Genomic DNA, 20,601 nt, shown 5'->3' on the forward strand with positions numbered 1-20,601 from the left:
CCGGGGCCTAGCGGCGGCCCCGGAGTTCGTGCGCGGGCTGGTCCCGGCAAACAAGGCTCACGCCGGAGGGGTCGCCACCCAGGTGGCGGCCCCTCCGGCGTGTTCGGGCCTGACCCGGAGCGGGTCGAACCCTGCGGCATATGAGCCGGGATCTACTGCCGGATGAAGCTCGAGGCGATGCGCCAGAATGCTTCCGGCTGCATCAGGTGTAGATCCCAATCGTTCACCATCGCGTGTGCGGTGGTGACGATTCGCTCGATATCGAAATCGTACCGAGTGGCCGCTCCGGTGGATTCGACCTTATCGATCACGAATGCCGTTGCCGTCTCACGGGAATAGTGCTGTTCGTGCCGACTGTCGTCGGCGAACCCGAGTCGGCTGAGGTTGATTGGCTGATTCATGCGAACGCCCCTGACGCCAGGCCGCCGGCTAATCGTCGGCGAAGAATCGCCGACCATTCACCGCACGGCTGTCTGGTAGTCCCCTGTTTGCCTTACAGGCATGAGTCTATGACCCTGCTCCGCACAGATGCAAGTACATCTGCAACCTCGAATATGCAGGGGGAGCAGGGATTTCAGTATGCCAAAGGTTTGCGAGAGATCATCATCGGAGTTACTTCGGGACGAAAATCCCGGTGAGATCCGCCTCTTTGATGGGGGTTTCGGGATTGGCCTGGGCCTGACACATGAGCTTGATGCTGACTATGGCCGCATCGACGGTGTCGGCGCTCGGTTCGGTGGTGGAACTCTGTTCTTGTTCCAGGAATTTGCGGACGGTCACCCGCTGCTTTTCACCGTCCTGTGCGACGAATTCGCTGCACGGCGTGTCACCGCCTTTGTTCACGACCTCCTCGGCCGTCCCGCAGCCCGCGGTGATCAGTGCGGCGGCGACGGCGGCAGCGGCGGCCGCGCCCGCGATACGGTGTGTGTACATCAGAATCCCGCCAATCCTTCGGCCAAGCTCTCGATCTGGAGGACCCGCAGCGCGTCCGCTCGGACGTCCGGACAGCGCGCGGTGGTGATCTGGTCGACGACGCCGCGATTGTCGACGACGGCGGCGTTCACGCCGCTGTTTCGCAGTGCCCAGTTGTGCACCGTCCCGTTGAACGCCACCTTGCCCAGATCCGGGCCCTGATCGCGCCAGCCGGGGATATCGCCGCGCATCATGTCGCACAGCTGGTCGGCGGCCGCGTCGGAAACCGCGAGCACGCCCGGTGAGCTGATCACCAGGCTGCGCTCGGGCGCGGAGTTGCCGGGCACGGTGGTCTCGGTGGAATCGGAGCAGGCCGTCAGCAGCAGGGCCACCTCGGCGAGCACCGCCGCGGCGCGACCGCCGTGCCGCCGGGCTCCGGCCGCGGAAGGCGTCTCCATGGCATCTCCTGTCGGTGCTCTCTGCTGCCCGGTACTTTCTGCTGTCCGGTGCTTTCTGTCGTCCAGTGCTCGCTGCTGTCAATGCCCCTGCTGGTCGGACAGGCGCAGCCCTTCGCGCGACTTGACCCGACGGTGTTCGGCGGTCACCGCGCCGATGCCGAAGCCCAGGCACAGCACCGCGATCACACCGGCGGCGATGGCCCAGCCGGGGAAGCCGTACGCCGCGGCGGTCAGCGTCCCCGCGAGGGCGACGAGGCCGATCGCGATGAGGATCAGACCCGGCCAGTTGCGCGAGTTCTGGACCGATTCACCGGCGTGGTGTCGGGTGGTACGGGTGATATCGGGGTCGTAGTCGCCCCGGCCCCGCTGCTCCGGAACGCCGGAGCCCGCGACGGGGCCGGACGGCTGACCGTGGATGTCGGGCGACTCGTTTCCGGCAGGCATGATGTCTGGCCTCCTGTGCTGTCGGACGGGGTGATACCGCGCGGATACCCGGGGCGGCCCCGGCCAATCGCCGGGAGTGACGATCACCTGAGAACGTTGCGTGGATGCTTGACCCCTTCATGACGGGGCGGACTTGGCGGGAGGAACCGCGTCAACTCCGGGCATGACGCGATCGCTCGTACGGGCGGTCGGGACTGCTGCTCGATATACCGGTGGACAGCACTGATCGGTGTTGAGCCGGCCGAGCGTCGAAAGATGACCCGACCACAGTCGGACACCCTGCCGGTACTCGAACCGCATGTCCGCCTGTGCGGAAACCGCTCGGATTACGCACGAAACCGATTAGGATCGAACGTGTGAGCGAGGTGGGGGAGATCGGGAGCGTGCGGTACACGTACCGCCTGCGCCTGTCCGCAACGGCTCACCGTGCCCTGCTGGGTGAGTGGGACCGCGTCAGGTGGGTGTGGAATGCGTGCGTCGCGGAATCGAAGGCTGCCCACCAGGCTGGGGAGGCGATAGGCCCCGCCGCGCTGGACAGGAAGCTGACTGGCTGGCGGGCCGAGCGCGACTGGTTGCGTGCTGGGGCGTCGGTTCCGCAGCAGCAGATCATCCGCGACTTCGGGCGTGCGCGTACGAAGGCGTTGACCGACATCAAAGACCGTGTCCGGCAACACCGGCGGGCGGGGATGCCCCGGTTCAAGAAGAAGGCCCTCGCGGACCCGACACTCAACTACACCCTGCGCGGATTCCGGCTGAAGGACGGTCGCTTGCATCTCGCGGGCGGGATCGTGGTGCGGCCGGTGTGGTCGCGGGAGTTGCCCGCCGCACCCTCTTCGGTCCGGATCTATCGCGACAGCTGCGGCCACTGGTATTGCTCCTTCGTCGTCCCCGCCGCTGCGGAGCCGCTACCGCCGACCGGACGGGCGATCGGTATCGACTGGGGGGTGAAGCAGATCGCGACAACGACCAGCGACGCCCACGATCTTCCGCACCCGCGGTACGGGAAGTCCGCTGCGGTGAAGCTGGCCCGCTATCAGCGGATGATGGCGCGTCGCAAGCCTGGGAAGGGGCGACCGGGCTCGAAGGGGTACCGGGACGCGAAGCGGAGGGCGGCGAAGCTGCACAAGAAGATCGCCCGTCAACGCCGGGACACCGCCCGCAAGTGGGCGAAAGCCGTTGTGCGGGAGTTCGATCAGCTCGCGGTGGAGGACTTCAGGCCGAAGTTCCTCGCTGCGACGACGATGGCCCGCAAAGCTCAGGACGCGGCGATCGGTGCGACGAAGACGGCGTTGCTGGAGATGGTGCGCAAACACGGCCGGAAAGTCGTGTTGGTGAATCCGAAACATACGACGATGGATTGCCGGTTGTGCGGGGAGAGAGCCAATCACCGCCTTCTGCTGTCCGAACGCACCTACCGGTGTGAACACTGCGGACAGGCATCCCCTAGGGATAAGAACTCCGCGTACGTGATGCTGAACAGGGCTGGTTTCCACCCTGCTGGTGCTGAGTGCGGAAGACCAGGGCGCTCGCCGAGCGCTCCGGCAGCATGAGCCAGGAATCCCCTACCGCCAGGCAGGGGAGGAATCAAGACGTCTGTTCCCGCAGTAGTAGTACAGGGGGCGACGACCATATTCGGGACCTACCCGGCAGGCGCGCGGTCAATCATGGTCGCGGGGCTCGTCGGCGGCGCGCAGCGAGCGGGTGGCGGGGCCCTCCAGCAGCGCGCCGTCGTGCCGGAATCGCGACCCGTGCAGCGGGCAGTCCCAGGACATCTCGGCATCGTTCCAGGTGAGAATGCCGCCCAGATGCGGGCACACCGCGGACACCCGGTGGGTGGCGCCGAAGGCGGTGCACACCCCCACGGGCGCGAGCCCGCTGCGCTCCACCCGGCCCTCGCCGTCGGCGGGCGGTCCGTCGCGGCGCAGCGCGTCGCGGATGCCGAAACCCAGCCAGCCGGAGGAAAGCTGGAGTGCGACAGCACCATTGGCCTTCATGGCGGTCAGAGTGCCCGCGAGCTCGCGCGGCTGCCAACTGGCGAAGGTGTCCGCCCAGTGCGGCGGCTTGCCGGTCAGGCGGCCCACCAGCGCGCGGGCGGCCGCGACGCCGTTGGTCAGGCCCCACTTGGCGAATCCGGTGGCCACCAGCACCCGATCGTTCCAGGGCAGCAGCGGTCCGACATAGGGCAGTTCGGCGATCGGATGGTAGTCCTGAGCCGACCACCGGAAGACCGGCTCGGCCCCGGGGAAATGGCGCTGGGTCCAGCGCACCACGTCGTCGGCGTGGGCGCGCGCCCGCTCGGTGCGGCCCACCCCGTGCCCGGTGCCGCCGACGAGCAGCAGGTCGCCACGATCGGTGGGGATGGGGCGCAGCGTGCGCACGGGGGCGTCCGCGCTGATGTACATGCCGGTCGGGAAGTCGCCCGGCACGGTGAAGGCGGCGGCGTAGGAGCGCTGCGGCTCGAGCCGGGCGAAGAAGCCGCCGCGGTCCAGAATCGGCGTGCCGGTGGCCAGTACGACGGTGTGCGCGCTGAGGTCGCCGTGCTCGGTGTCCAGAATCTGGCGGTCGCCCTCGCGGCGCAGCCCGCGCACCCGGGTGTGCTCGAAGACGGGCACGCCCCGGGCCGCGAGATCGCGCGCGAGCGCGGCGATGGCGTCCATCGCGTCGAACTGCGCCTGCCCGTCCAGCCGTACCGCGCCGCAGTGCGGGAACGGGACGTCCAGGTCGGTGACGAATTCCGTGGGCAGGCCCGCCTTGCGGGTAGCCTCCAGTTCCGCGCGCAGGATCGGCACCGCCCGCTCGGTCTGGGCGTAGGTGTAGGCCGGGGCGGTCTGGACCGGGATGTCGTGATCGGCGCAGTAGCGCAGCAACCACTGTTTGGCCTCGCGATTGGCGTCCAGGTAGGCGCGCAGCACGCGATCGTCGTGGACGGTGCGAATGCGACTGGCCCGGGTGGCCTGCAACAGGCTGATCTTCCCGGTGGTGTGGCCGGTGGTCACGCCACCGAGCCGGTCGGCCTCGAGGACCGCCACCTCGATCCCCTCCTCGGCCAGCAGCAGCGCCGTCACCAGCCCGGTGATGCCGCCGCCGACCACCGCGGTGTCGATCCGGCGGCCGGGATCGAGCGGTGGGAAGGTCGGCGGCCGGGCATCGTGCAACCAAATCGACGTCATACGGTCCGGATTGCCGTGACCCACCTCGTCAAACGGCGTGAGCGCGTGATTGGCCGCGATGGCGTGGGGTATGGCGACGGTACGAAAGGAGGTCGCGACCATGCCCAAGACCGATAAGCGTGGGGAACCCAAGAGTTCGGAGCTGCCCGGTACGCTGCGTCGCTCCGACAAGCATGCCCAGGAGATCTTCGCCGAGGCGCACGATTCGGCGTTGGAGCAGTACGGCAGCGAGCAGCGCGCGCATCGCGTCGCCTATGCCGCGCTGAAGCACTCCTACGAGAAGGTCGGCGATCACTGGGAGGCCAAACAGCACCGGGGGCCGTCGGATGAGCGGGCCGAACACGGTGGGCCGAATCCGCGCGGGGAGACCGCCGAGGGAGTGGACGCCAATGCGTCCAAACAGCATCTGCGGGAGATCGCCACGCGTCTGGAGATCTCCGGTCGCTCGAAGATGACCAAGGATCAACTCGTGGACGCCATTCGCAAATACAACGAGCGGGCGCGTCGCCGGGCGGGGGGCCGCACAACACCGGAGGCGTCCGGCAGTCAGCGGTGAACGACGAGCAGATGTGGAATTGGGAAGCACGGGGGGAAACCGAGGCGCAACGGCTGGACCGGAATTGGAACAGTCTGGTGCAGGAGGCGCGCATCGTCCAGACCGGGGTGCAGCTGCTCACCGGATTTCTGTTGATACTGCCGTTCCAATCGCGGTTCGACGCATTGTCCGATCCGATGCGCGGGCTGTATCTGGTGACCGTGTCGGCATCCATTGTCGCGACGGTTTTCCTGGTGGCCCCGGTCTCCACCCATCGGCTGCTGTTTCGCCGTCGCCGACTCGACGAGGTGGTGCGGGCCGCGCATACCTTCGATCTGGTCGGGGTGGTCCTGCTGGGGGTGGCGCTGACGGGCGTCGCCGTGCTGATCTTCGCCGTGGTGCTCGGCAACACGGCGGGGGTGATCGCCGGATGCTGCTTCGCCGCGCTGTTCACGCTGGTCTGGGGCATCTACCCGTGGTACCGGCGCGGGCACGGGCCGGAATCCGAAGATCGCTCCGAATATCCTGAGCCACAATAACTTTCGACGCGTGCGTGTTTCGAACCGGTGGTACCGGGTACCGCCGGACTGTCAGTGATTGATACCGACATTCTGGAGGTGAATGTCTTGTCCGAGCACGATAAGGGCGGATTCCGCGAAGGTGTCGAGGGCACCGTCGAAGATGTCAAAGGCAAGGCCAAGGAAGCCGCGGGTACGGTCTTCGGCAACGAGGACATGCGCGACGAGGGCCGGGCACAGCAGGACCGTGCCGAATCGCAGCGTGACGCGGCCCGCAAGGAAGCGGAAGCCGAGAAGGAACGCGCCAAGGCCGAGGTCGAGGAAAAGCGTCAGCAGGCATATCAGCAGGGACAAGGCGACCGCTGACTGCCGTAGCAGTTCACACTGACGAATAGACGACGATTCGCCCGGCGAGATTTCGCCGGGCGTTTCGTGTCGTCGGTGGGCCGGTCCCGTCACCGACCGTCGTTGCCGGGCACTTCCGGATCGGACGGGGGTTGTCCGGTGAGTTTGCGGCGTAGCAGCACCACGCCCACCAGTACCGCCAGTCCGATGATCACGAGTAGTTCCATACCGCGTCGATACCCGTAATTCGGCCGACCATTCGTCGTGCGTGGCAAACCTTCGTGGCGGACGGCTGGCCTGCACCGAAGAAATCAGGTGCGGAAATTCGGTGTCGCGGGCAAACGATGCGCCGTCGCGCCGATCGCGGTGAGGCAGTGACATATTCCATATCGCGTGAAAGACTGGTTCCAGGTTGAGACTACAGCCGACCCGGTTCGAGCACGGGACCGTTCGCGGAGGACCGAGCGTCGGGCGCGTAGTACGCCCCGCCTCGCATGTCATCCGGCCTCATTGCCGAGGGGCCTCCGCGCAGAACTGGAATATCCCCCTGACATGGGAGGTCTAGTCACATGTCTGCCATAGCTCTACTCCAGCGCGGTGTCGATGCCGACACCCCGACGAACGGGTCGCGTGGCGACCGTTCCGACCGCCTGTTGCCCTCGATGGACAGTCATCAGCGCACGTGCACGATCGTGCGGGTAGAAGGCGAATTGGATGCCGCCATCTTCCCCGAATTCTCCGAAGCGCTGGAACGGGCGGTGACATCCAGTTCCCGGGCGGTGATCGTCGATTTCCGGCAGACCCGCTTCCTGAGCATCGGCAGTGCCCTGAAGCTGGCCGGGGCCAAGGAGGCCGCCGTCGCCGGCGGCGTCGATCTCCGCGTGGTGGCCGCGCGGCGGGAGGTCGAGCGGGTGCTCGACGTGACCGGCGTGCGTCCGCTGTTCCATGTCTACCCATCGGTTCAGGCCGCGCTGGAGGCATGATCGCCCAGTGGATCCGGGTGGGGCCGACACGCGCTCGGTCCCACCGATCCGCTCGCGTTTCACATCCTTGCGACGGATACTCGTGGAGTGACGCGAAGTGGCGAGGTGTCCGAGGACGAACAGACACTGGAGCAGGTCGTGGGCAGCGGCCGGGCCCAGAGCGTCGGGTCGTTCCGGTTCTGGTACTCCGATCAGCGTTGGGAGTGGTCGGACGAGGTGGCCGCCATGTACGGCTACGCGCCCGACACCGTGGTACCGACCACCGATCTCTTGCTGCGACACAAGCATCCGGAGGATCGAGCGCAGGTCGCCAGCGCCATCGCCCGGGCCGTCGAGAACCGGGCACCGTTCTGCAGCCGCCACCGTGTCGTGGACGTGGACGGCACCGTACGCCACGTGATCGTGGTGGGTGATCATATGGTCGATGACGAGGGCACGGTCGTCGGCTCGTCGGGCTACTACGTCGATGTGACCGACACCCTCGCCGAACACCGGCGCGAGGCGCTCGATGACACGCTGCCCGAACTGTACCGGGCCCGCGCGGTCATCGAGCAGGCCAAGGGGGCGCTCATGCTGGTCTACGGCATCAATGCCGACCAGGCGTTCCGGGTGCTCACCTGGCGTTCACAGGAGACCAACACCAAGCTCCGGACCCTGGCCCAGCGCCTCGTCGCGGATGTCACCGAGATGGGCGGCGCGGCGGTCGAATTGCGTACCGGCTTCGATCATCTGCTGCTGACCGCGCATGAGCGGGTCGAGGAAGGCTAGTTCGAGAATCCCCGGGTTTCGGGCGATGCGGACCGGGTACGTGCTGTAGCGGACACGTCCTCGGAAGGAAGGCCGACCCGTGACAACGTCGACGGCCCCGATATGCCGCGCATCTCCCCGGTGCCTCTTCGCGACTGTCGCACGCCGATCGCCGTCCGCCGAATCGGCGAGTGTTCGGCGATGATGGATCGGAACGGATGGGGTAACGGCCGGGCGCAGCGGGTTGCCGCGGGATGGCTCGGCGACGGACAGGCGGAGAGGCGCATGACTGAATGGATTTCTCGGGCGGCGACGGACACCACGGCGATCGGCATCCGGGTACCGGCGGATCTCGGACAGCTCACCATGCTGCGGGCGCTGGCGGAGACCGTCGCCCTCATCGCGGATTTCGCGCTGGACGAGGTGACCGATATCCGGGTGGCCCTGGACGAGGTGGCGACCTCGCTGATCATCGCGGCGGTGCCGGGCAGCGCGATCGACTGTGACTTCGACTACGACCGGGAGCGCATGCGGGTCCGCGTGTGTGCCGTCACCGTCGACGCCGACACCTTCGACGAGGGCGGATTCGGCTGGCACGTACTGGAGACCCTCACCGAAACCATTGAGGCGCACCGCGGCACGTTCGACGACAAGACGGGTGGCTATCCGACCACCGTGGAGTTCAGCCGACTGCGGGGGGAAGCGGATGTCGGGTGAGGTCCGACGCCGTCGGCCGGGCGCGAGATCGCGCAGCCGCGGCGACAGCTACGACAATATCGAGCCGATGTTCAAGGAGTTGGCCGCCGTCGATCCGGCCGACCCGCGGCGAGAAGTGGTGCGCGAGAAGCTGATCGGTCGATGCATGCCGCTGGCCGACCATATCGCGCGCAGATTCTCCGGGCGCGGTGAGAGTTTCGACGATCTGCTGCAGGTGGCACGGGTGGGGCTGGTGCAGGCGGTGGACCGCTTCGATGTGACGCGCGGTTCCTCGTTCCTGTCCTTCGCGGTGCCGACCATCATGGGCGAGGTGCGCCGCCACTTCCGCGACAACACCTGGGCGGTGCGGGTGCCGCGGCGCACCAAGGAGATTCAGCTGAGCATCGGCGGCACCATCGACGAACTCGCACAGCGGCTGGGGCGGATGCCCAAGGCCCGCGAGATCGCCGACAAGCTCGGTGTCGATCTGGTGGAGGTCACCCAGGCCCTCATCGCGGGCAACGCGTACCAGCTCTCCTCCCTGGACGCCGTCACCGGCGACGACAGCGAGAACACGCCGCTGTCGCTCATGGAGGTGCTCGGCGATGTGGAACCGCGCTACGACCGAGTGGACGAGTACCTGGCGGTGCGGCCGCTCATCGCCGAACTGCCCGATCGCGAACAACGCGTGCTCATCATGCGCTTCTTCGAGGCCAAGACGCAGGCCCAGATCGCCGAACGGCTGGGCATCTCCCAGATGCATGTCTCGCGCATACTCGCCAAGACGCTGACCTGGCTGCGCGAGCAGGCGTTGCGGGACTGACACGGGCCACGAGATCACGGGCCATCGAGATCACGGGCCACCGCCGCTGCGGAACCGAGGTCGGCCGCGCCCGGACGCACGCGACCGACCTCGCACTATGTCAGCCGATATCGCGATGTCAGCCGATGCCGGGGCGCGATGTCAGCCGAGGTCGTGGTGCAGCCGAGGTCGGGCGGCCCCACCGGCCGCGTGGGATCCGAGGGGTTCGGATCGGGCGTCCCCGGGTAGGGCGGTTTCGGCTCCGGTTTCCCGGGATACGGCGGTTTCGGTTCCGGCTTGCCCGGGTAGGGCGGTTTGGGCTCCGGTTTGCCCGGATAGGGCGGTGCGGGCGGCTCGGGCTCCGGCAGCGGGGGTGTCGGCTCCGGTCGCGGGGGATAGGGCAGCGGTTCCGGTTCGGGCAACGGCCGGGGTTCGGGCGTCGGCGGTACCGGGTCCGGAGTCGGTTGGGGCGGAACGGGTTCCGGCCGCGGGGGAATCGGTTCGGTCATGACGGCGTCTCCCTCTGCTCGCTTTGCTGCTCGCCGCGCTCCGGGCGGCCGCGCAGCCGCGGATCGTCCTCGGCGGGCAGTTCCGGATCGCGGGTGTCCTCGGCACGGTTGCCGCGCAGCGTGTCCTCCAGCTCGTGCGCGAGCTGGTCGTCGCGAGCGGCCCCGTGCTTGGTGTTACCTCTCTGCATCCGAACCTCCTCGGGTGTCGAGTGTCGTGCTATCGCCGGCGCAGGAGTGCGCCGACGCCGTCCGGGAGCGACAGCTCACCGGACACCGGCACGATGTCGCTGTCGCCCGCGATGGCCGCCACCGGCACGGCCTCGTCGGCGCGGCGCGGTCGCGCGGCGTCGCGCAGGTCGGCGGCGTCGGTGGCCACCTCGGTCGGCGCGGCGCCGGTGAGCACCTCCCGGTCGTCGAGGGCCGCGCTGTCCACGAACAGCTGCGCCACGGCGGTGTCGCGCAGCGCGGCGGTGGTCTCGGGCAGACCGCCGGTCGCCGCACCGTCGGCCCGGTCGGTGGCTGTCGCGTAGTGGGCCAGGACCTCGCGCCGCCAGCGGTCGGCGGCATCGGCGAGCACCTCGTCGACGGCGGTGCCGCACTCCGTATCCGTGCCTGTGGGTGTCCGACCGGCGGTGTCGAGTTCGACGATCCGGCGCGAGTGGGTGTGCGCCGCCGCGACAGGTGTGCGGGCGGTGAGACGGGAGCGCGCCTCGATGGCGGCGCGCAGGGCCGTGCGCGCGGTGCACTCGCCGGTGAGCACGATGGTCACCGCGCCGGAGCGGTCGGCCATCTCGACCACCTGGCGAGCCACCTCGGCGGCGTCCCGGCCCGCGGCATCCGCGGCTCGCCGTGGCCCGAGCCGATGACCGGGGCTTCTGTGCCGCGTACGAAGCGGACGGCCGGTGCCGTACCTGGTGTGGGTGACGTCGCCGTGCCCGTTCACCCCGCGGATGTACGCGCCCACCCGATCCATCGTGACCAGTATGTGCGGTACCTGGGGCGCGCGCTGTTCGAGCAGCGGCAGCAGGTAGGGCAGCGGGGACACCCGCACGACCTGCGCCGCCGGCGGTGCCGGCAGCTGTTCGTCCACGAGCACGGTGGCGGCGTCGGCGACGAGGGCGCGACCGCAGCGTCCGACGCTGCGCGGTCCGGCCACGAAGGCGATGTCCAGGGCGGCCAGGGTGGCGGCGGAAGCGCCTGCGCGGTCGAGCCTTTCGCGCATCGACCGACAGCGCGCCGTCAACTCCCGGGCCGCCGCCTCGCTGTCATGGCTGCTGTCGAAGTACACCGAGGCGAACGGACCGGTGCGGTCGACCAGTTCCCGGAGACTTGTCCTGACCATATCGGGGTGTTACCCGCGCATCCCCCGGGCAATCGCGCGACCGGATCATCCCCCGGCGGAAGGCCCGGTGAGGCGCATTGCGGGCCGGCTGCGGCCTGGTCTCGATGTGGCTTCGAGGGGTCCGCTCCGCCGTGTCGCGCCCGGTCCCGCCGCTAGCCTGCAAGTGCCCGGCCGTCGGGGCCGAGAGGGTCGAGCGAGCGAGTACGCGTAGGGGTCAGCTGTGAGCCGTAGTGCGCGAATGGTCGTGGCGGCCTTGGTGGTCGGGTGCGCCGCCCTCGCCGGTCAGATCCACGGCGGGCATCCGGCCGCGGCCGAGCCGGTGCTCGGCCCCTCGACACCCGCGCTGCCCGGTGTCCAGCTGCCCGGGCCGCACGAGTGGATCGACCGGGTCATTCCCGCCCCGGCGCTGCCGCCCGCCCCGTCGACTCCGCTGGTGGACGGCGGCGGACTGCCGCCGGAGCTGGCGGCGCTGCGCGCGGCGGTGCTGCCGGACCCCATCGGCGATCATTTCATCGACCACTGGCCCGAGCGGCTCGACGACCTCGCCCCCGGCGCTCTCGTCGCCTGGCGCGATGTCAGCGCCACGGCCGCGCCGCTGCTGTTCCTCCCGGTGCGGCAGGTGCTTCAGCTCAAGTACCGCACCACCGATTCGCGCGGGCTGCCGTCCTATGCCGTGGCGTCCCTGGTGATCCCGGCGGCGGCGTGGACGGGGGACGGCGACCGTCCGATCGTGGTGAACAATGTGCCGATCAACGGTCTCGGCCGTGATTGCAGTCCGAGTTACACACTGACGCACGGGATCAGCTTCAAGACGAACCTGTCGGAATTCATTCCGCCCACCACCCAGTTGGCCATGGCCCGCGGGTACGCGGTGCTGATTCCCGACCACGAGGGTCCGCGCATGGCGTACGCGGAGCCGTATGTGGCCGGGCACGCGGTACTCGACGCCATGCGCGCGGTGCGGGGATGGCTGTCGGACGAGTTCGGCGACAGCCGGTTCGGGATGATCGGATACTCCGGCGGCGCCATCGCCACCAACGCCGCGGCCAAACTCATGGGCGAGTACGCGCCGGAGCTGGCGGAGGTGGTGGTCGGGGCGGCACTCGGGGGCGTACCGGTGGACTACGAGATCCTCGCCGGGAGCATGAACGCCAATCTCGCATCCGGGGTGTTCCTCGGGGCGACCTTCGCCGTCGGGCGGGAGCGGCCCGAGATCCTCGCGCGCATGAACAATCTCGCCCGCTGGGTGGGGACCTCGTTCATGAAGAATCAGTGCGTGGACGTCTTCGCGCTCCCGGGCGTCTTCCTGCTGCCCATGGATATCGCCGCGAACATCCCCGACCCGCTGCACAGCGACCTGGCCCGCGACATCTACCGCATCACGCGTCTGGAGGATCGCAGATCACCGGTGCCGCTGTTCGTCTACCACGGTGAGCAGGAGTTCTGGGTGCCGGTGCGGGGCGCGCGCGATCTGGTCCACGAGCAGTGCGCGCTGGGCGCGAACGTGGTGTACCGCAGCGTTTTCGGCGAGCACATCGTCGCCGCCCTGACCGGCTATCCCGAGGCCGTGCTGTGGCTGGACGAGCGGCTGCGGGGCGTGCCCGCGATCAGTGAGTGTTGACGCCGTGGGGGCGAAGCGGCCGCCCATGACCGGTCCCGGCCGCGTACGGCCGGGACGATCGCGACTCACATCGGGTACAGATTGTGCTTGCGCGGGTTGGGCTTGCGCACCGCGCCCTTGTCGCGCAGCAGCCGCAGCGCCTTGCGGATCTCCAGGCGCGTGGTCGACGGTTCGATGACCGCGTCGATGTAGCCCCGCTCCGCCGCAGTCCACGGCGTCGCCACGGTGGCGTTGTAGAAGTCGATCATCTGCTGCTTGATCGTCTCGCGCTGGTCCTCCGGGGCGGCGGCCAGCTGGCGGCGGCCGACGATGGACACCATGGACTCCGCGCCCATGACCGCGAGCCGGGCGGTCGGCCAGGCCAGGCTGATATCCGCGCCCAGCTGCTTGCAGCCCATCACCGCGTAGCCGCCGCCGTACGCCTTGCGGGTCACCACGGTCACGATCGGCACGGTGGCCTCGATGAGGGCGCGGAACATGCGGCCGCCGCGCTTGATGACGTGATTGCGCTCCTCGTCCACGCCGGGCAGCACGCCCGGGGTGTCGACCACGTACACCAGCGGCAGTCCGAAGGCGTCGCACAGGCGGATGAAATGCGCCGCCTTGTCCGAGCAGGCCGCGTCCAGCGCGCCGCCCAGTACCAGCGGCTGATTGGCGATCACACCGACCGGCCGGCCGTCCACGCGGGCGAAACCGGTGATGAGATTGGCCGAGGTCTTGGCGCTGATCTCGTGGAATTCGCCGTCGTCGAAGATGCGCAGCAGGATGTCGTGCATGTCGTAGCCGACCTTGTCGGAATCCGGGATGATCCGGTCCAGTTCGCGGTCGGTATCGGTGAGCTCGGGCTCCAGGCCCGGATTCACGATCGGCGGCTGCTCCAGGCAGCTGGTCGGCAGGTAGCTCAGGTAGTCGCGCACCCAGGCGAAGGCGTCGGCCTCGGTCTTGGCGACGTGGTGCACGGTGCCGTTCTGCTCCAGGGCCCGCGCGCCGCCCAGCTCCTCGGCGGTGACCGACGAGCCGGTCACGGCCTTGATGACCTCCGGGCCCGTGACGAACATGTACGAATCCTCGGTGGCCACCAGGACGTCCATATTGATCGGCCCGTACACCGATCCGGCGGCGCATTTGCCGAGCATGACGGCCACCATGGGCACGTACCCGGACAGATCCTCCTGCAACCGGCACATGATGGCGTACCAGGCCAGCGAGGCCACGCCGTCCTGGATGCGCGCGCCGCCGGAGTCGTTGATGCAGACCACCGGGCAGGCGTTGTTGTAGGCGAAGTCCATGGCGGCACGCACCTTGCGGCCGAACATCTCGCTCACCGAGCCGCCGTACACGGTCTGATCGTGGGAGATCACCACCACCGGGCGGCCGTCGATATAGCCGCGGCCGGTCACCACGCCGTCACCGTAGGTGGCGTTCGCGACGCCGGGCTGCCGAACCAGCGCGCCCAGTTCCACGAAGGTCCCGGGGTCCAGGAGCATGCCCACCCGTTCTCGGGCGCTGGGAATGCCCTTCTTCCTACGCTTTTCGATCGCGGCCTCACCGGCCGGTTCTTCGGCGATCTCCAGGAGCTTGCGCAGTTCGGCGAGCTTCTCCTGTGTGCCCGTCATACCTCGGTCTTGCCCTTCCACCATCAGGTCAGCGACCCGAACCGGTCACTGTCGGCGTGCCGGATCGCGGCTACCGACCGCCCACGGTACAGTGCCGCACCCGTGCCGAACCAGTGATCGCGTGCGGTTGCGGCCTGCCGACCGGTCGGCAGGGGCCATCCGGTCGTACACTTCGGTGCGAAACACGAGTAGCGGCGGCGAGCGCCGGATCGAAACGAGAGCAAGGGGCGGCTACGACGGTGAGTGCGGTAGTGGTAGGTGATCACGTGGTCGGCGAGGCGGCGGCGCACCCGTACGAGGTGATCCGCCCGAACCTGGATACCTTCCGGTTCTCCGAGGTCAAGCGCACCGTCACCATCGGCACCGTGCTCAGCGGCTCGATTCTCAAGCGGGTGGTCCGGCACGGGCTGCGGCCCGCCGCGCGCAAGCGCGCCGTGGCCGACGGCATGGTGGACGGCTTCGAACACCTCGGCCCGCTGTTCGTGAAGCTCGGCCAGCTCATCGCCTCCTCGCCCGGCACCTTCCCGCGCGAATTCGCCGACGCCTGCCTGCGCTGCCTCGACGATATGAAGCCCTTCCCGGCCGCCGAGGCCAAGGCCATCATCGCCGCCGAGCTGGGCAAGCCGATCTCCGAGCTGTTCCGAGAGTTCGACGACGTCCCGCTGTCGGCGGCCTCCATGGCTCAGGTGCACGGCTGTGTGCTGGCCGACGGCCGCCCGGCCGTGGTGAAGGTGCAGCGCCCCGACATCGCCCGCCGCATGATCGTGGACCTGCGCGCCGCGCTGCGCCTGGCCCAGGCCATGGAGAAGCGGTCGGAGAACGCCCGGGTGGCCAATGCCTCGGGCATGGTGCGCGATCTCTACGAGGCCACCGTGGCGGAGCTGAACTTCCTCATCGAGGCCGACAACCAGACCCGCGCCCGCGCCAACCTGGCGGCCTTCGGCGACAACGCCAATGTCGCCGTCCCCGAGGTGTACTGGGACTACTGCGCCCCCCGGGTGCTGTGCATGGAACGCATGCGCGGGCTGCCCCTGGATCGTTTCGACGATATCCGCGCCGCCCACCCCGAACCGGAACTGCTGATCCGCCGCCTGGTGAAGGCGTGGATGGAGAGCGTGGCCGTGCACGGCCTGTTCCACGGCGACGTGCACGCGGGCAATCTGTGGCTGCTCGACGACGGCCGGGTGGCCATGCTGGACTTCGGCATCGTCGGGCGGATGGAGAACGAGTGGCGCGACTTCGTGCGCGCACTGTTCTACGCCTCCGCCATCGACAACGACTTCCGTCCGGTGGCCCGCGCGCTGCGCGCCCTCGACCTGGTCTCCGACGACAGCGGTGACGACGCCACCATCGGCCGTCAGCTGGCGGTCGCGCTCGGCCCGGTGCTGTCGGGCAGCCTGGACAAGCTCGACCTGGGCGTGGTGTCGGCGCGGCTGCTCGAATTCGGCAAGCGCCGTGGGGCTTCCGGTCCGCAGCAGCTCATACTCATGGGCAAACAGCTCGGCTACTTCGAACGCTATGCGGTAGCCCTGGCGCCGGGCTGGAAGCTCGGCAAGGATCTCTACCTGTTCCGGAACATCTTTCCGAATGAGGTTGCCGCCAAGGCCGCCGAGGCCGGTACCGGGATGCCGACCGACTGATTCGCCGCCGAATCGGACCTCCTCGCTGATTCCGAGCAAATCCGGCCCGTGATCGTGCGATATTGGTCAGCGGGCAAGGGGATGCACGCGGGGCTCTCGGGCGATCAGCGACGGTATCCACGGAGGCGACAACTTCATGACGATTCTCTCTGCGGTCGCGGGCGTACAGCGCGGCGACGCGGCGGTGACCCCATCGGGCCGCCGCCCCTCGACCGAGGAGCGTATGCGGGATTGCGAGCGATTCTTCGGCCAACCCGAACTGGCGCATCTGCCCGGTTCGCGGTGCGCGGACGCACTGGCCGGACTGCGGCGCACCGGAATGTACCGGCACACCCCGGAGGAATTGAGCATCGGCGCGAAACTGGCCTGGCGCAATCACGATCGGTGCGTGGGCCGCAAGCACTGGCGGGCGCTGGAGGTGCTCGACGCGCGCACCGCCAGCACACCCGCCGAGATCGCCGAGGCGTGTTTCGCACATCTGCGGCGGGCCACCAACGGCGGGGCGGTGCGCTCGGTGATCACCATCGGCCCGCCCGCGCGGCCGAGCGGGCGCGGTTTCCGCATTCTCAATCCGCAACTGGTGCGTTACGCCGGATACCGGGTCGGCGGTGAGGTGGTGGGCGACCCCGCCACCGTGGAGTTGACGGCGTTCGCCCAGGAACTCGGTTGGCGCGGGGCCGGTGGGCGATTCGACCTGCTGCCCTTGCTGATCCACACCCCCGACGACGCGGTGCACCGCTTCGACCTGCCGCGCGACCTGGTGCTCGAGGTGCCGCTGCACCATCCCGAGTACGCCTGGTTCGCCGAACTCGGGCTGCGCTGGTACGCGGTTCCGGCCGTCTCGAACATGGATCTGGAGATCGGCGGCGTCGACTATGTGTGCGCGCCGTTCAACGGCTGGTACGTGTCCTCGGAGATCGGCCGCGATCTCGGCGACAGCGACCGCTACGACACCCTGCCGGAGATCGCCGACCGCATGGACCTGGATCGCAGCAGCGACCGCACGCTCTGGCGGGACCGAGCCCTGGTGGAGTTGAGCCGCGCGATCCTGCACAGCTACAAGCGATCCCGCGTGCACCTGGTGGACCACCACACCGTGGCCCGGCAGTTCGTCGACCACGTCGACCGCGAGAACGCCGCCGGCCGCGCCTGCCCCGCCGACTGGAGCTGGATCAACCCACCCCTGTCCGCCAGCCTGACCCCGACCTTCCACCGCTACTACGACCCGCCGGACCCGCAACTGCGACCCGCGTTCGTACACCGCGACGCGATGAGACCGGCTGCACCACAAGATATTCCGATGGATGTGAACGCGCCGCCGAAACGGCGGTCGCTGTGGCGCCTACTGCGGGGTTGATCGGATCGCCGTGTCCCGGTCGGACTTGGCCTGATCCGGCCCAGCCCGGCACGGCCCGGACCGCCAGGCCCGGACGCTGGCACCGACCGGCCCGCCGGGGCGACAGGCGCAGCGGCGGGAGTCGGCCCGGCGCACTCGACGCGGCCGGAGAATCGGGTAGGCGCTCGCCCAGGCGAATTCGCACTCTGCCCGCGTGGTCCGGACAACCCGTGCTGTCGCGGCAACCCGCTGTCAGCCTGCAACGCGCGACCGGGGGCACGCGGTCCGGTCGGGGCCGGGAGGGGCACGCCGTCTGGCCGGCCGAGCGGAATATGCCGTTGTCCGGACTGGGCGGGGCATGTCGTCGGTCAGTCCGAGCGGAACACGCCGTCGGTCAGGCCGGGCTGGGTACGTCGTCGCTGAAGTATCCGAGTCGGACGTCGTGGGTGACCTCGCCGCTGTCCACCGCGACGCGACCGGTCATGGGCGGGTAGCCGCGCGCCACCACCGTGTACTCGCCGGACGGGAGGTCGGGCACGGTGTAGTGGCCGGTCGTGTCGGTGCGGGTGGTGGCGGTGACGTCGCCTGCCGCGTCCAGGACGGTGATCTGGGCGTCGGGTACCGGGCGGCCCTCGTCGGCCCAGGCGAATCCGGTGAGCACCGCCATGGGGGCCAGCTCCACGTCGTGGCGCAGCAGGCCGCTGTCGGGCACGGTGAGCGTGGTCGCGCGCGGGCGCATGTGGTCGGCGACCGCGACCAGGGTGTAGGTGCCCGACACCACGCCGTGGCACACATAGCCCCCGTCGGGGGCGGTGACGGCCGTGCCGACCACATCGCCGCGCGGATCGGTGAGGGTGATGGTGGCCCCGGCCAGGGGATCGCCGCGCAGCGCCGAGCGCACCACGCCGGTCAGTTCGCCCGCGCCCGGCAGCGTCAGGTCCAGGCGCTGCGGGCGATGGCCGACGGTGACGCTCACGGCACTGGGCTGATGGCCGCCCGCGGCCACGATGAGCACGTACGCGCCGGGCTCGGGTGCGCCGATGGTGTACTCGCCGTGCGAGTTCCCGGTGCTGCGCGACACCTGATGCCCGTGCTGGTCGATGAGGGTGAGCACGGTCTCGGGTACCGGATTGTCGTCGCGGTCGCGAACGCGGCCGGTGAGCGGCAGCTCGTCGGCGTCGAGGACGGTCCCGGCGGCGGGCGTCGCGACCGGTGGCGCGGGCCGATCCTCCAGCAGCGGAATCTCTTTCATGAACATCAGCACCAGGCAGGCCAGCAGCGACACCCCCGTCGCCACCCAGAACACGCCCTGCACCGATTCGGTGAAGCCGATGAGAATGGGCTCGCGCAGCTGCGCGGGCAGCGCCGCCATGGCGGTGGTGTCGCTCTGAATGCGTTCCAGGCCCGCGCCGTCGAGTCCGGGCGGCAGTTGCCCGCCGAAGGCACGCACGATCCGCTCGGGCAGCAGATTGAACAGGATGGTGAGGAAGACCGCGACGCCGAGGGTGCCGCCCATCTGGCGGAAGAAGGTCGCCGCCGCCGTGGAGACGCCCATATCCGCCGGGGGACAGGCGTTCTGCGCCGCGATGATCAGCGTCTGCATGCAGCCGCCGAGTCCGAAGCCGATCACGGTGGTGTAGACCATGATCTGCCACATCGGGCTGTCGAATTCCACGCGGGCGAACAGTCCCGCGCCGACGGCCATGACGAAGGTGCCCAGCACGGGCAGCACCTTGTAGCGCCCGGTGTACTTGGTGACGAGTCCGGCCCCCTGCGCGCCGACCATGATGCCCAGCACCAGCGGCAGCATGAGCAGGCCCGCCGTGGTGGGTGAATAGCCGCGCACCACTTGCAGATACAGCGGCACCATGGTGATGCCGCCGAACATGGCGATGCCCACGATGAATCCGGCCAGGATGGCGATGCCGAAGGTGCCGCTGCGGAACAGTCGCAGCGGGATCAGCGCCGCCTCGCGCATGAGCGCCTCGATGAGCAGGAAGGCCAGCGCGCCCACCGCCGCGATGCCGTAGCACAGCAGCGCCCGCCGCGAATCCCAGCCCCAGTCCCGGCCCTGCTCGGCCACGATGAGCAGCGGCACCACGGCGGCGGTGAGCGCGAGCCCGCCCGGCCAGTCGATGCGCTGGCGCTGCCGGACGAAGGGCACGTCCAGCCATTTGGCCACCACCAGCAGTGCCAGCGCCCCGATGGGCACGTTCACCAGGAAGACCCACCGCCAACCGTCCAGGCCGATGAGTCGTTCGTAGTCGGAGAAGAATCCGCCCAGCACCGGCCCGACCACGGTGGCGATGCCGAACACCATCATGAAGTAGCCCTGGTAGCGCACCCGTTCCCGGGCGGGCACGATATCGCCGATTATGGTGAGCGCCAAGGACATCAGGCCGCCCGCGCCGATGCCCTGCACGGCGCGGAATCCCGCGAGCTGGTACATGGAGGTGGCGAAGGCGCAGGCCGCCGAACCGATGACGAACACCCCGATGGCGATGAGATAGCAGGGTTTACGGCCGTAGATATCGGCGAGCTTGCCGTACAGCGGGGTGGCGATGGTCGCGGTGATGAGGTACGCCGTGGTCGCCCACGCCTGTTCCTCGAAACCGTGCAGACTGTTGGCGATCTTCACGATCGCGACACTGACAATGTTCTGGTCGAGCGCGGCCAGGAAGACCGCGAGCAGCAGTCCGGACAGGATCGTGAGGATCCGGCGGTGCGACAGCGGTGCCGCCGCCGCGCCGTCGGCGTCCGCCGCCGTCGCGAGAGTCGAATTCGTCATCGTAGGGCCCTGTTTCAAATCGTCGGCAATCCGTGGTGGAACTTCGCGATACGAGAGTCGAGCCGGTGAAACGGGTTCGGGCAGCGCGCGTGCCTGCCCGAACCGTGCTGGGACCCACGTGATTCCGGCACGAGGCCAC

20 protein-coding genes are annotated in these 20,601 nt (G+C 68.9%); 11 read left to right on the plus strand and 9 right to left on the minus strand.

Annotation, left to right across the window (positions count from 1 at the left end):
• Positions 1-152 precede the first annotated feature (152 nt).
• The 4 genes from FOH10_RS11140 to FOH10_RS11155 all read right to left on the minus strand — a co-directional run bounded on the left by FOH10_RS11140 (position 153) and on the right by FOH10_RS11155 (position 1,814).
• Positions 153-458, minus strand: coding sequence for a hypothetical protein (locus FOH10_RS11140; RefSeq protein WP_085996423.1), 306 nt, complete (start codon positions 456-458; stop codon positions 153-155).
• A 154-nt stretch (positions 459-612) separates the two neighbouring features.
• Positions 613-933, minus strand: coding sequence for a hypothetical protein (locus tag FOH10_RS11145; protein ID WP_143980655.1), 321 nt, complete (start codon positions 931-933; stop codon positions 613-615).
• Positions 933-1,370: a hypothetical protein gene (locus tag FOH10_RS11150; RefSeq protein WP_143980656.1), complete on the minus strand. Its 438-nt coding sequence runs from the start codon at positions 1,368-1,370 to the stop codon at positions 933-935. The genes FOH10_RS11145 and FOH10_RS11150 overlap by 1 nt, the downstream gene beginning before the upstream one ends.
• 78 nt (positions 1,371-1,448) lie before the next feature.
• A complete protein-coding gene (locus FOH10_RS11155; protein WP_228807664.1) occupies positions 1,449-1,814 on the minus strand; it encodes a hypothetical protein in 366 nt (121 codons plus the stop codon).
• A gap of 356 nt (positions 1,815-2,170) precedes the next feature.
• Between FOH10_RS11155 and FOH10_RS11160 the strand changes: the two genes are divergently transcribed.
• Positions 2,171-3,364, plus strand: a complete 1,194-nt coding sequence (locus tag FOH10_RS11160) for an RNA-guided endonuclease InsQ/TnpB family protein (protein WP_186000791.1) — start codon at positions 2,171-2,173, stop codon at positions 3,362-3,364.
• Between the two features lie 108 nt (positions 3,365-3,472).
• On the opposite strand, the gene FOH10_RS11165 is transcribed toward FOH10_RS11160, so the two are convergent.
• The gene (locus FOH10_RS11165) at positions 3,473-4,984 is read right to left on the minus strand and encodes an FAD-dependent oxidoreductase (protein ID WP_143984010.1); all 1,512 of its coding nucleotides are present in this window, start codon (positions 4,982-4,984) and stop codon (positions 3,473-3,475) included.
• A 100-nt stretch (positions 4,985-5,084) separates the two neighbouring features.
• On the opposite strand from FOH10_RS11165, the gene FOH10_RS11170 reads away from it, so the two are divergent.
• The 7 genes from FOH10_RS11170 to FOH10_RS11200 all read left to right on the plus strand — a co-directional run bounded on the left by FOH10_RS11170 (position 5,085) and on the right by FOH10_RS11200 (position 9,631).
• Positions 5,085-5,540, plus strand: coding sequence for a ChaB family protein (locus FOH10_RS11170; RefSeq protein ID WP_143980657.1), 456 nt, complete (start codon positions 5,085-5,087; stop codon positions 5,538-5,540).
• Positions 5,541-5,551: 11 nt separating this feature from the next.
• The gene (locus tag FOH10_RS11175) at positions 5,552-6,058 is read left to right on the plus strand and encodes a DUF6328 family protein (RefSeq protein WP_143984011.1); all 507 of its coding nucleotides are present in this window, start codon (positions 5,552-5,554) and stop codon (positions 6,056-6,058) included.
• A gap of 87 nt (positions 6,059-6,145) precedes the next feature.
• Entirely contained in the window at positions 6,146-6,403 is a 258-nt protein-coding gene (mbp1, locus tag FOH10_RS11180) for a microaggregate-binding protein 1 (protein ID WP_143984012.1), read from the plus strand.
• 641 nt (positions 6,404-7,044) lie between these two features.
• Positions 7,045-7,365, plus strand: a complete 321-nt coding sequence (locus FOH10_RS11185) for an STAS domain-containing protein (protein ID WP_244962065.1) — start codon at positions 7,045-7,047, stop codon at positions 7,363-7,365.
• Positions 7,366-7,452: 87 nt separating this feature from the next.
• The gene (locus FOH10_RS11190; RefSeq protein ID WP_143980659.1) at positions 7,453-8,133 is read left to right on the plus strand and encodes a PAS and ANTAR domain-containing protein; all 681 of its coding nucleotides are present in this window, start codon (positions 7,453-7,455) and stop codon (positions 8,131-8,133) included.
• A gap of 264 nt (positions 8,134-8,397) precedes the next feature.
• Positions 8,398-8,829 (plus strand): ATP-binding protein, encoded by a 432-nt coding sequence (locus FOH10_RS11195; protein ID WP_051037248.1) that lies wholly within the window; start codon positions 8,398-8,400, stop codon positions 8,827-8,829.
• Positions 8,819-9,631, plus strand: a complete 813-nt coding sequence (locus FOH10_RS11200; protein ID WP_143980660.1) for an RNA polymerase sigma factor SigF — start codon at positions 8,819-8,821, stop codon at positions 9,629-9,631. Before FOH10_RS11195 ends, FOH10_RS11200 begins: the two co-directional genes overlap by 11 nt.
• Before the next feature lie 484 nt (positions 9,632-10,115).
• On the opposite strand, the gene FOH10_RS11210 is transcribed toward FOH10_RS11200, so the two are convergent.
• Both FOH10_RS11210 and FOH10_RS11215 read right to left on the minus strand, forming a co-directional pair.
• The gene (locus tag FOH10_RS11210) at positions 10,116-10,307 is read right to left on the minus strand and encodes a hypothetical protein (RefSeq protein ID WP_143980661.1); all 192 of its coding nucleotides are present in this window, start codon (positions 10,305-10,307) and stop codon (positions 10,116-10,118) included.
• A 29-nt stretch (positions 10,308-10,336) separates the two neighbouring features.
• The gene (locus FOH10_RS11215) at positions 10,337-11,461 is read right to left on the minus strand and encodes a baeRF2 domain-containing protein (protein ID WP_143980662.1); all 1,125 of its coding nucleotides are present in this window, start codon (positions 11,459-11,461) and stop codon (positions 10,337-10,339) included.
• Positions 11,462-11,681: 220 nt separating this feature from the next.
• On the opposite strand from FOH10_RS11215, the gene FOH10_RS11220 reads away from it, so the two are divergent.
• Positions 11,682-13,082 (plus strand): lipase family protein, encoded by a 1,401-nt coding sequence (locus FOH10_RS11220; RefSeq protein ID WP_244961876.1) that lies wholly within the window; start codon positions 11,682-11,684, stop codon positions 13,080-13,082.
• Between the two features lie 65 nt (positions 13,083-13,147).
• Here the strand turns inward: FOH10_RS11220 and FOH10_RS11225 are convergent, their stop codons facing one another.
• Positions 13,148-14,698 (minus strand): acyl-CoA carboxylase subunit beta, encoded by a 1,551-nt coding sequence (locus FOH10_RS11225; RefSeq protein ID WP_143980663.1) that lies wholly within the window; start codon positions 14,696-14,698, stop codon positions 13,148-13,150.
• 239 nt (positions 14,699-14,937) lie between these two features.
• Here FOH10_RS11225 and FOH10_RS11230 point away from each other — a divergent pair, with 239 nt between their 5' ends.
• Both FOH10_RS11230 and FOH10_RS11235 read left to right on the plus strand, forming a co-directional pair.
• Complete coding sequence (locus tag FOH10_RS11230; protein ID WP_244961880.1) at positions 14,938-16,338, plus strand: ABC1 kinase family protein; 1,401 nt, start codon at positions 14,938-14,940, stop codon at positions 16,336-16,338.
• Between the two features lie 223 nt (positions 16,339-16,561).
• Complete coding sequence (locus FOH10_RS11235; protein WP_244962066.1) at positions 16,562-17,695, plus strand: nitric oxide synthase oxygenase; 1,134 nt, start codon at positions 16,562-16,564, stop codon at positions 17,693-17,695.
• Positions 17,696-18,068: 373 nt separating this feature from the next.
• On the opposite strand, the gene FOH10_RS11240 is transcribed toward FOH10_RS11235, so the two are convergent.
• On the minus strand, positions 18,069-20,462 hold the full coding sequence (locus tag FOH10_RS11240) for an MFS transporter (protein ID WP_143980665.1): 2,394 nt from the start codon (positions 20,460-20,462) through the stop codon (positions 18,069-18,071).
• Between the last annotated feature and the right edge of the window lie 139 nt (positions 20,463-20,601).

It is taken from the genome of Nocardia otitidiscaviarum, from assembly GCF_007362295.1.
In the GTDB taxonomy this organism is placed as follows: Bacteria; Actinomycetota; Actinomycetes; order Mycobacteriales; family Mycobacteriaceae; genus Nocardia; species Nocardia otitidiscaviarum.

Coding starts and splice junctions, on each gene's coding strand:
- FOH10_RS11140 (WP_085996423.1), bottom strand. CDS start 458: ATGGTCGGCGATTCTTCGCCGACGATTAGCCGGCGGCCTGGCGTCAGG.
- FOH10_RS11215 (WP_143980662.1), bottom strand. CDS start 11,461: ATGGTCAGGACAAGTCTCCGGGAACTGGTCGACCGCACCGGTCCGTTC.
- FOH10_RS11235 (WP_244962066.1), top strand. CDS start 16,562: ATGCGGGATTGCGAGCGATTCTTCGGCCAACCCGAACTGGCGCATCTG.
- FOH10_RS11155 (WP_228807664.1), bottom strand. CDS start 1,814: ATGCCTGCCGGAAACGAGTCGCCCGACATCCACGGTCAGCCGTCCGGC.
- FOH10_RS11165 (WP_143984010.1), bottom strand. CDS start 4,984: ATGACGTCGATTTGGTTGCACGATGCCCGGCCGCCGACCTTCCCACCG.
- FOH10_RS11210 (WP_143980661.1), bottom strand. CDS start 10,307: ATGCAGAGAGGTAACACCAAGCACGGGGCCGCTCGCGACGACCAGCTC.
- FOH10_RS11185 (WP_244962065.1), top strand. CDS start 7,045: ATGGACAGTCATCAGCGCACGTGCACGATCGTGCGGGTAGAAGGCGAA.
- FOH10_RS11175 (WP_143984011.1), top strand. CDS start 5,552: ATGTGGAATTGGGAAGCACGGGGGGAAACCGAGGCGCAACGGCTGGAC.
- FOH10_RS11200 (WP_143980660.1), top strand. CDS start 8,819: ATGTCGGGTGAGGTCCGACGCCGTCGGCCGGGCGCGAGATCGCGCAGC.
- FOH10_RS11225 (WP_143980663.1), bottom strand. CDS start 14,698: ATGACGGGCACACAGGAGAAGCTCGCCGAACTGCGCAAGCTCCTGGAG.
- FOH10_RS11240 (WP_143980665.1), bottom strand. CDS start 20,462: ATGACGAATTCGACTCTCGCGACGGCGGCGGACGCCGACGGCGCGGCG.
- FOH10_RS11145 (WP_143980655.1), bottom strand. CDS start 933: ATGTACACACACCGTATCGCGGGCGCGGCCGCCGCTGCCGCCGTCGCC.
- FOH10_RS11195 (WP_051037248.1), top strand. CDS start 8,398: ATGACTGAATGGATTTCTCGGGCGGCGACGGACACCACGGCGATCGGC.
- FOH10_RS11170 (WP_143980657.1), top strand. CDS start 5,085: ATGCCCAAGACCGATAAGCGTGGGGAACCCAAGAGTTCGGAGCTGCCC.
- FOH10_RS11150 (WP_143980656.1), bottom strand. CDS start 1,370: ATGGAGACGCCTTCCGCGGCCGGAGCCCGGCGGCACGGCGGTCGCGCC.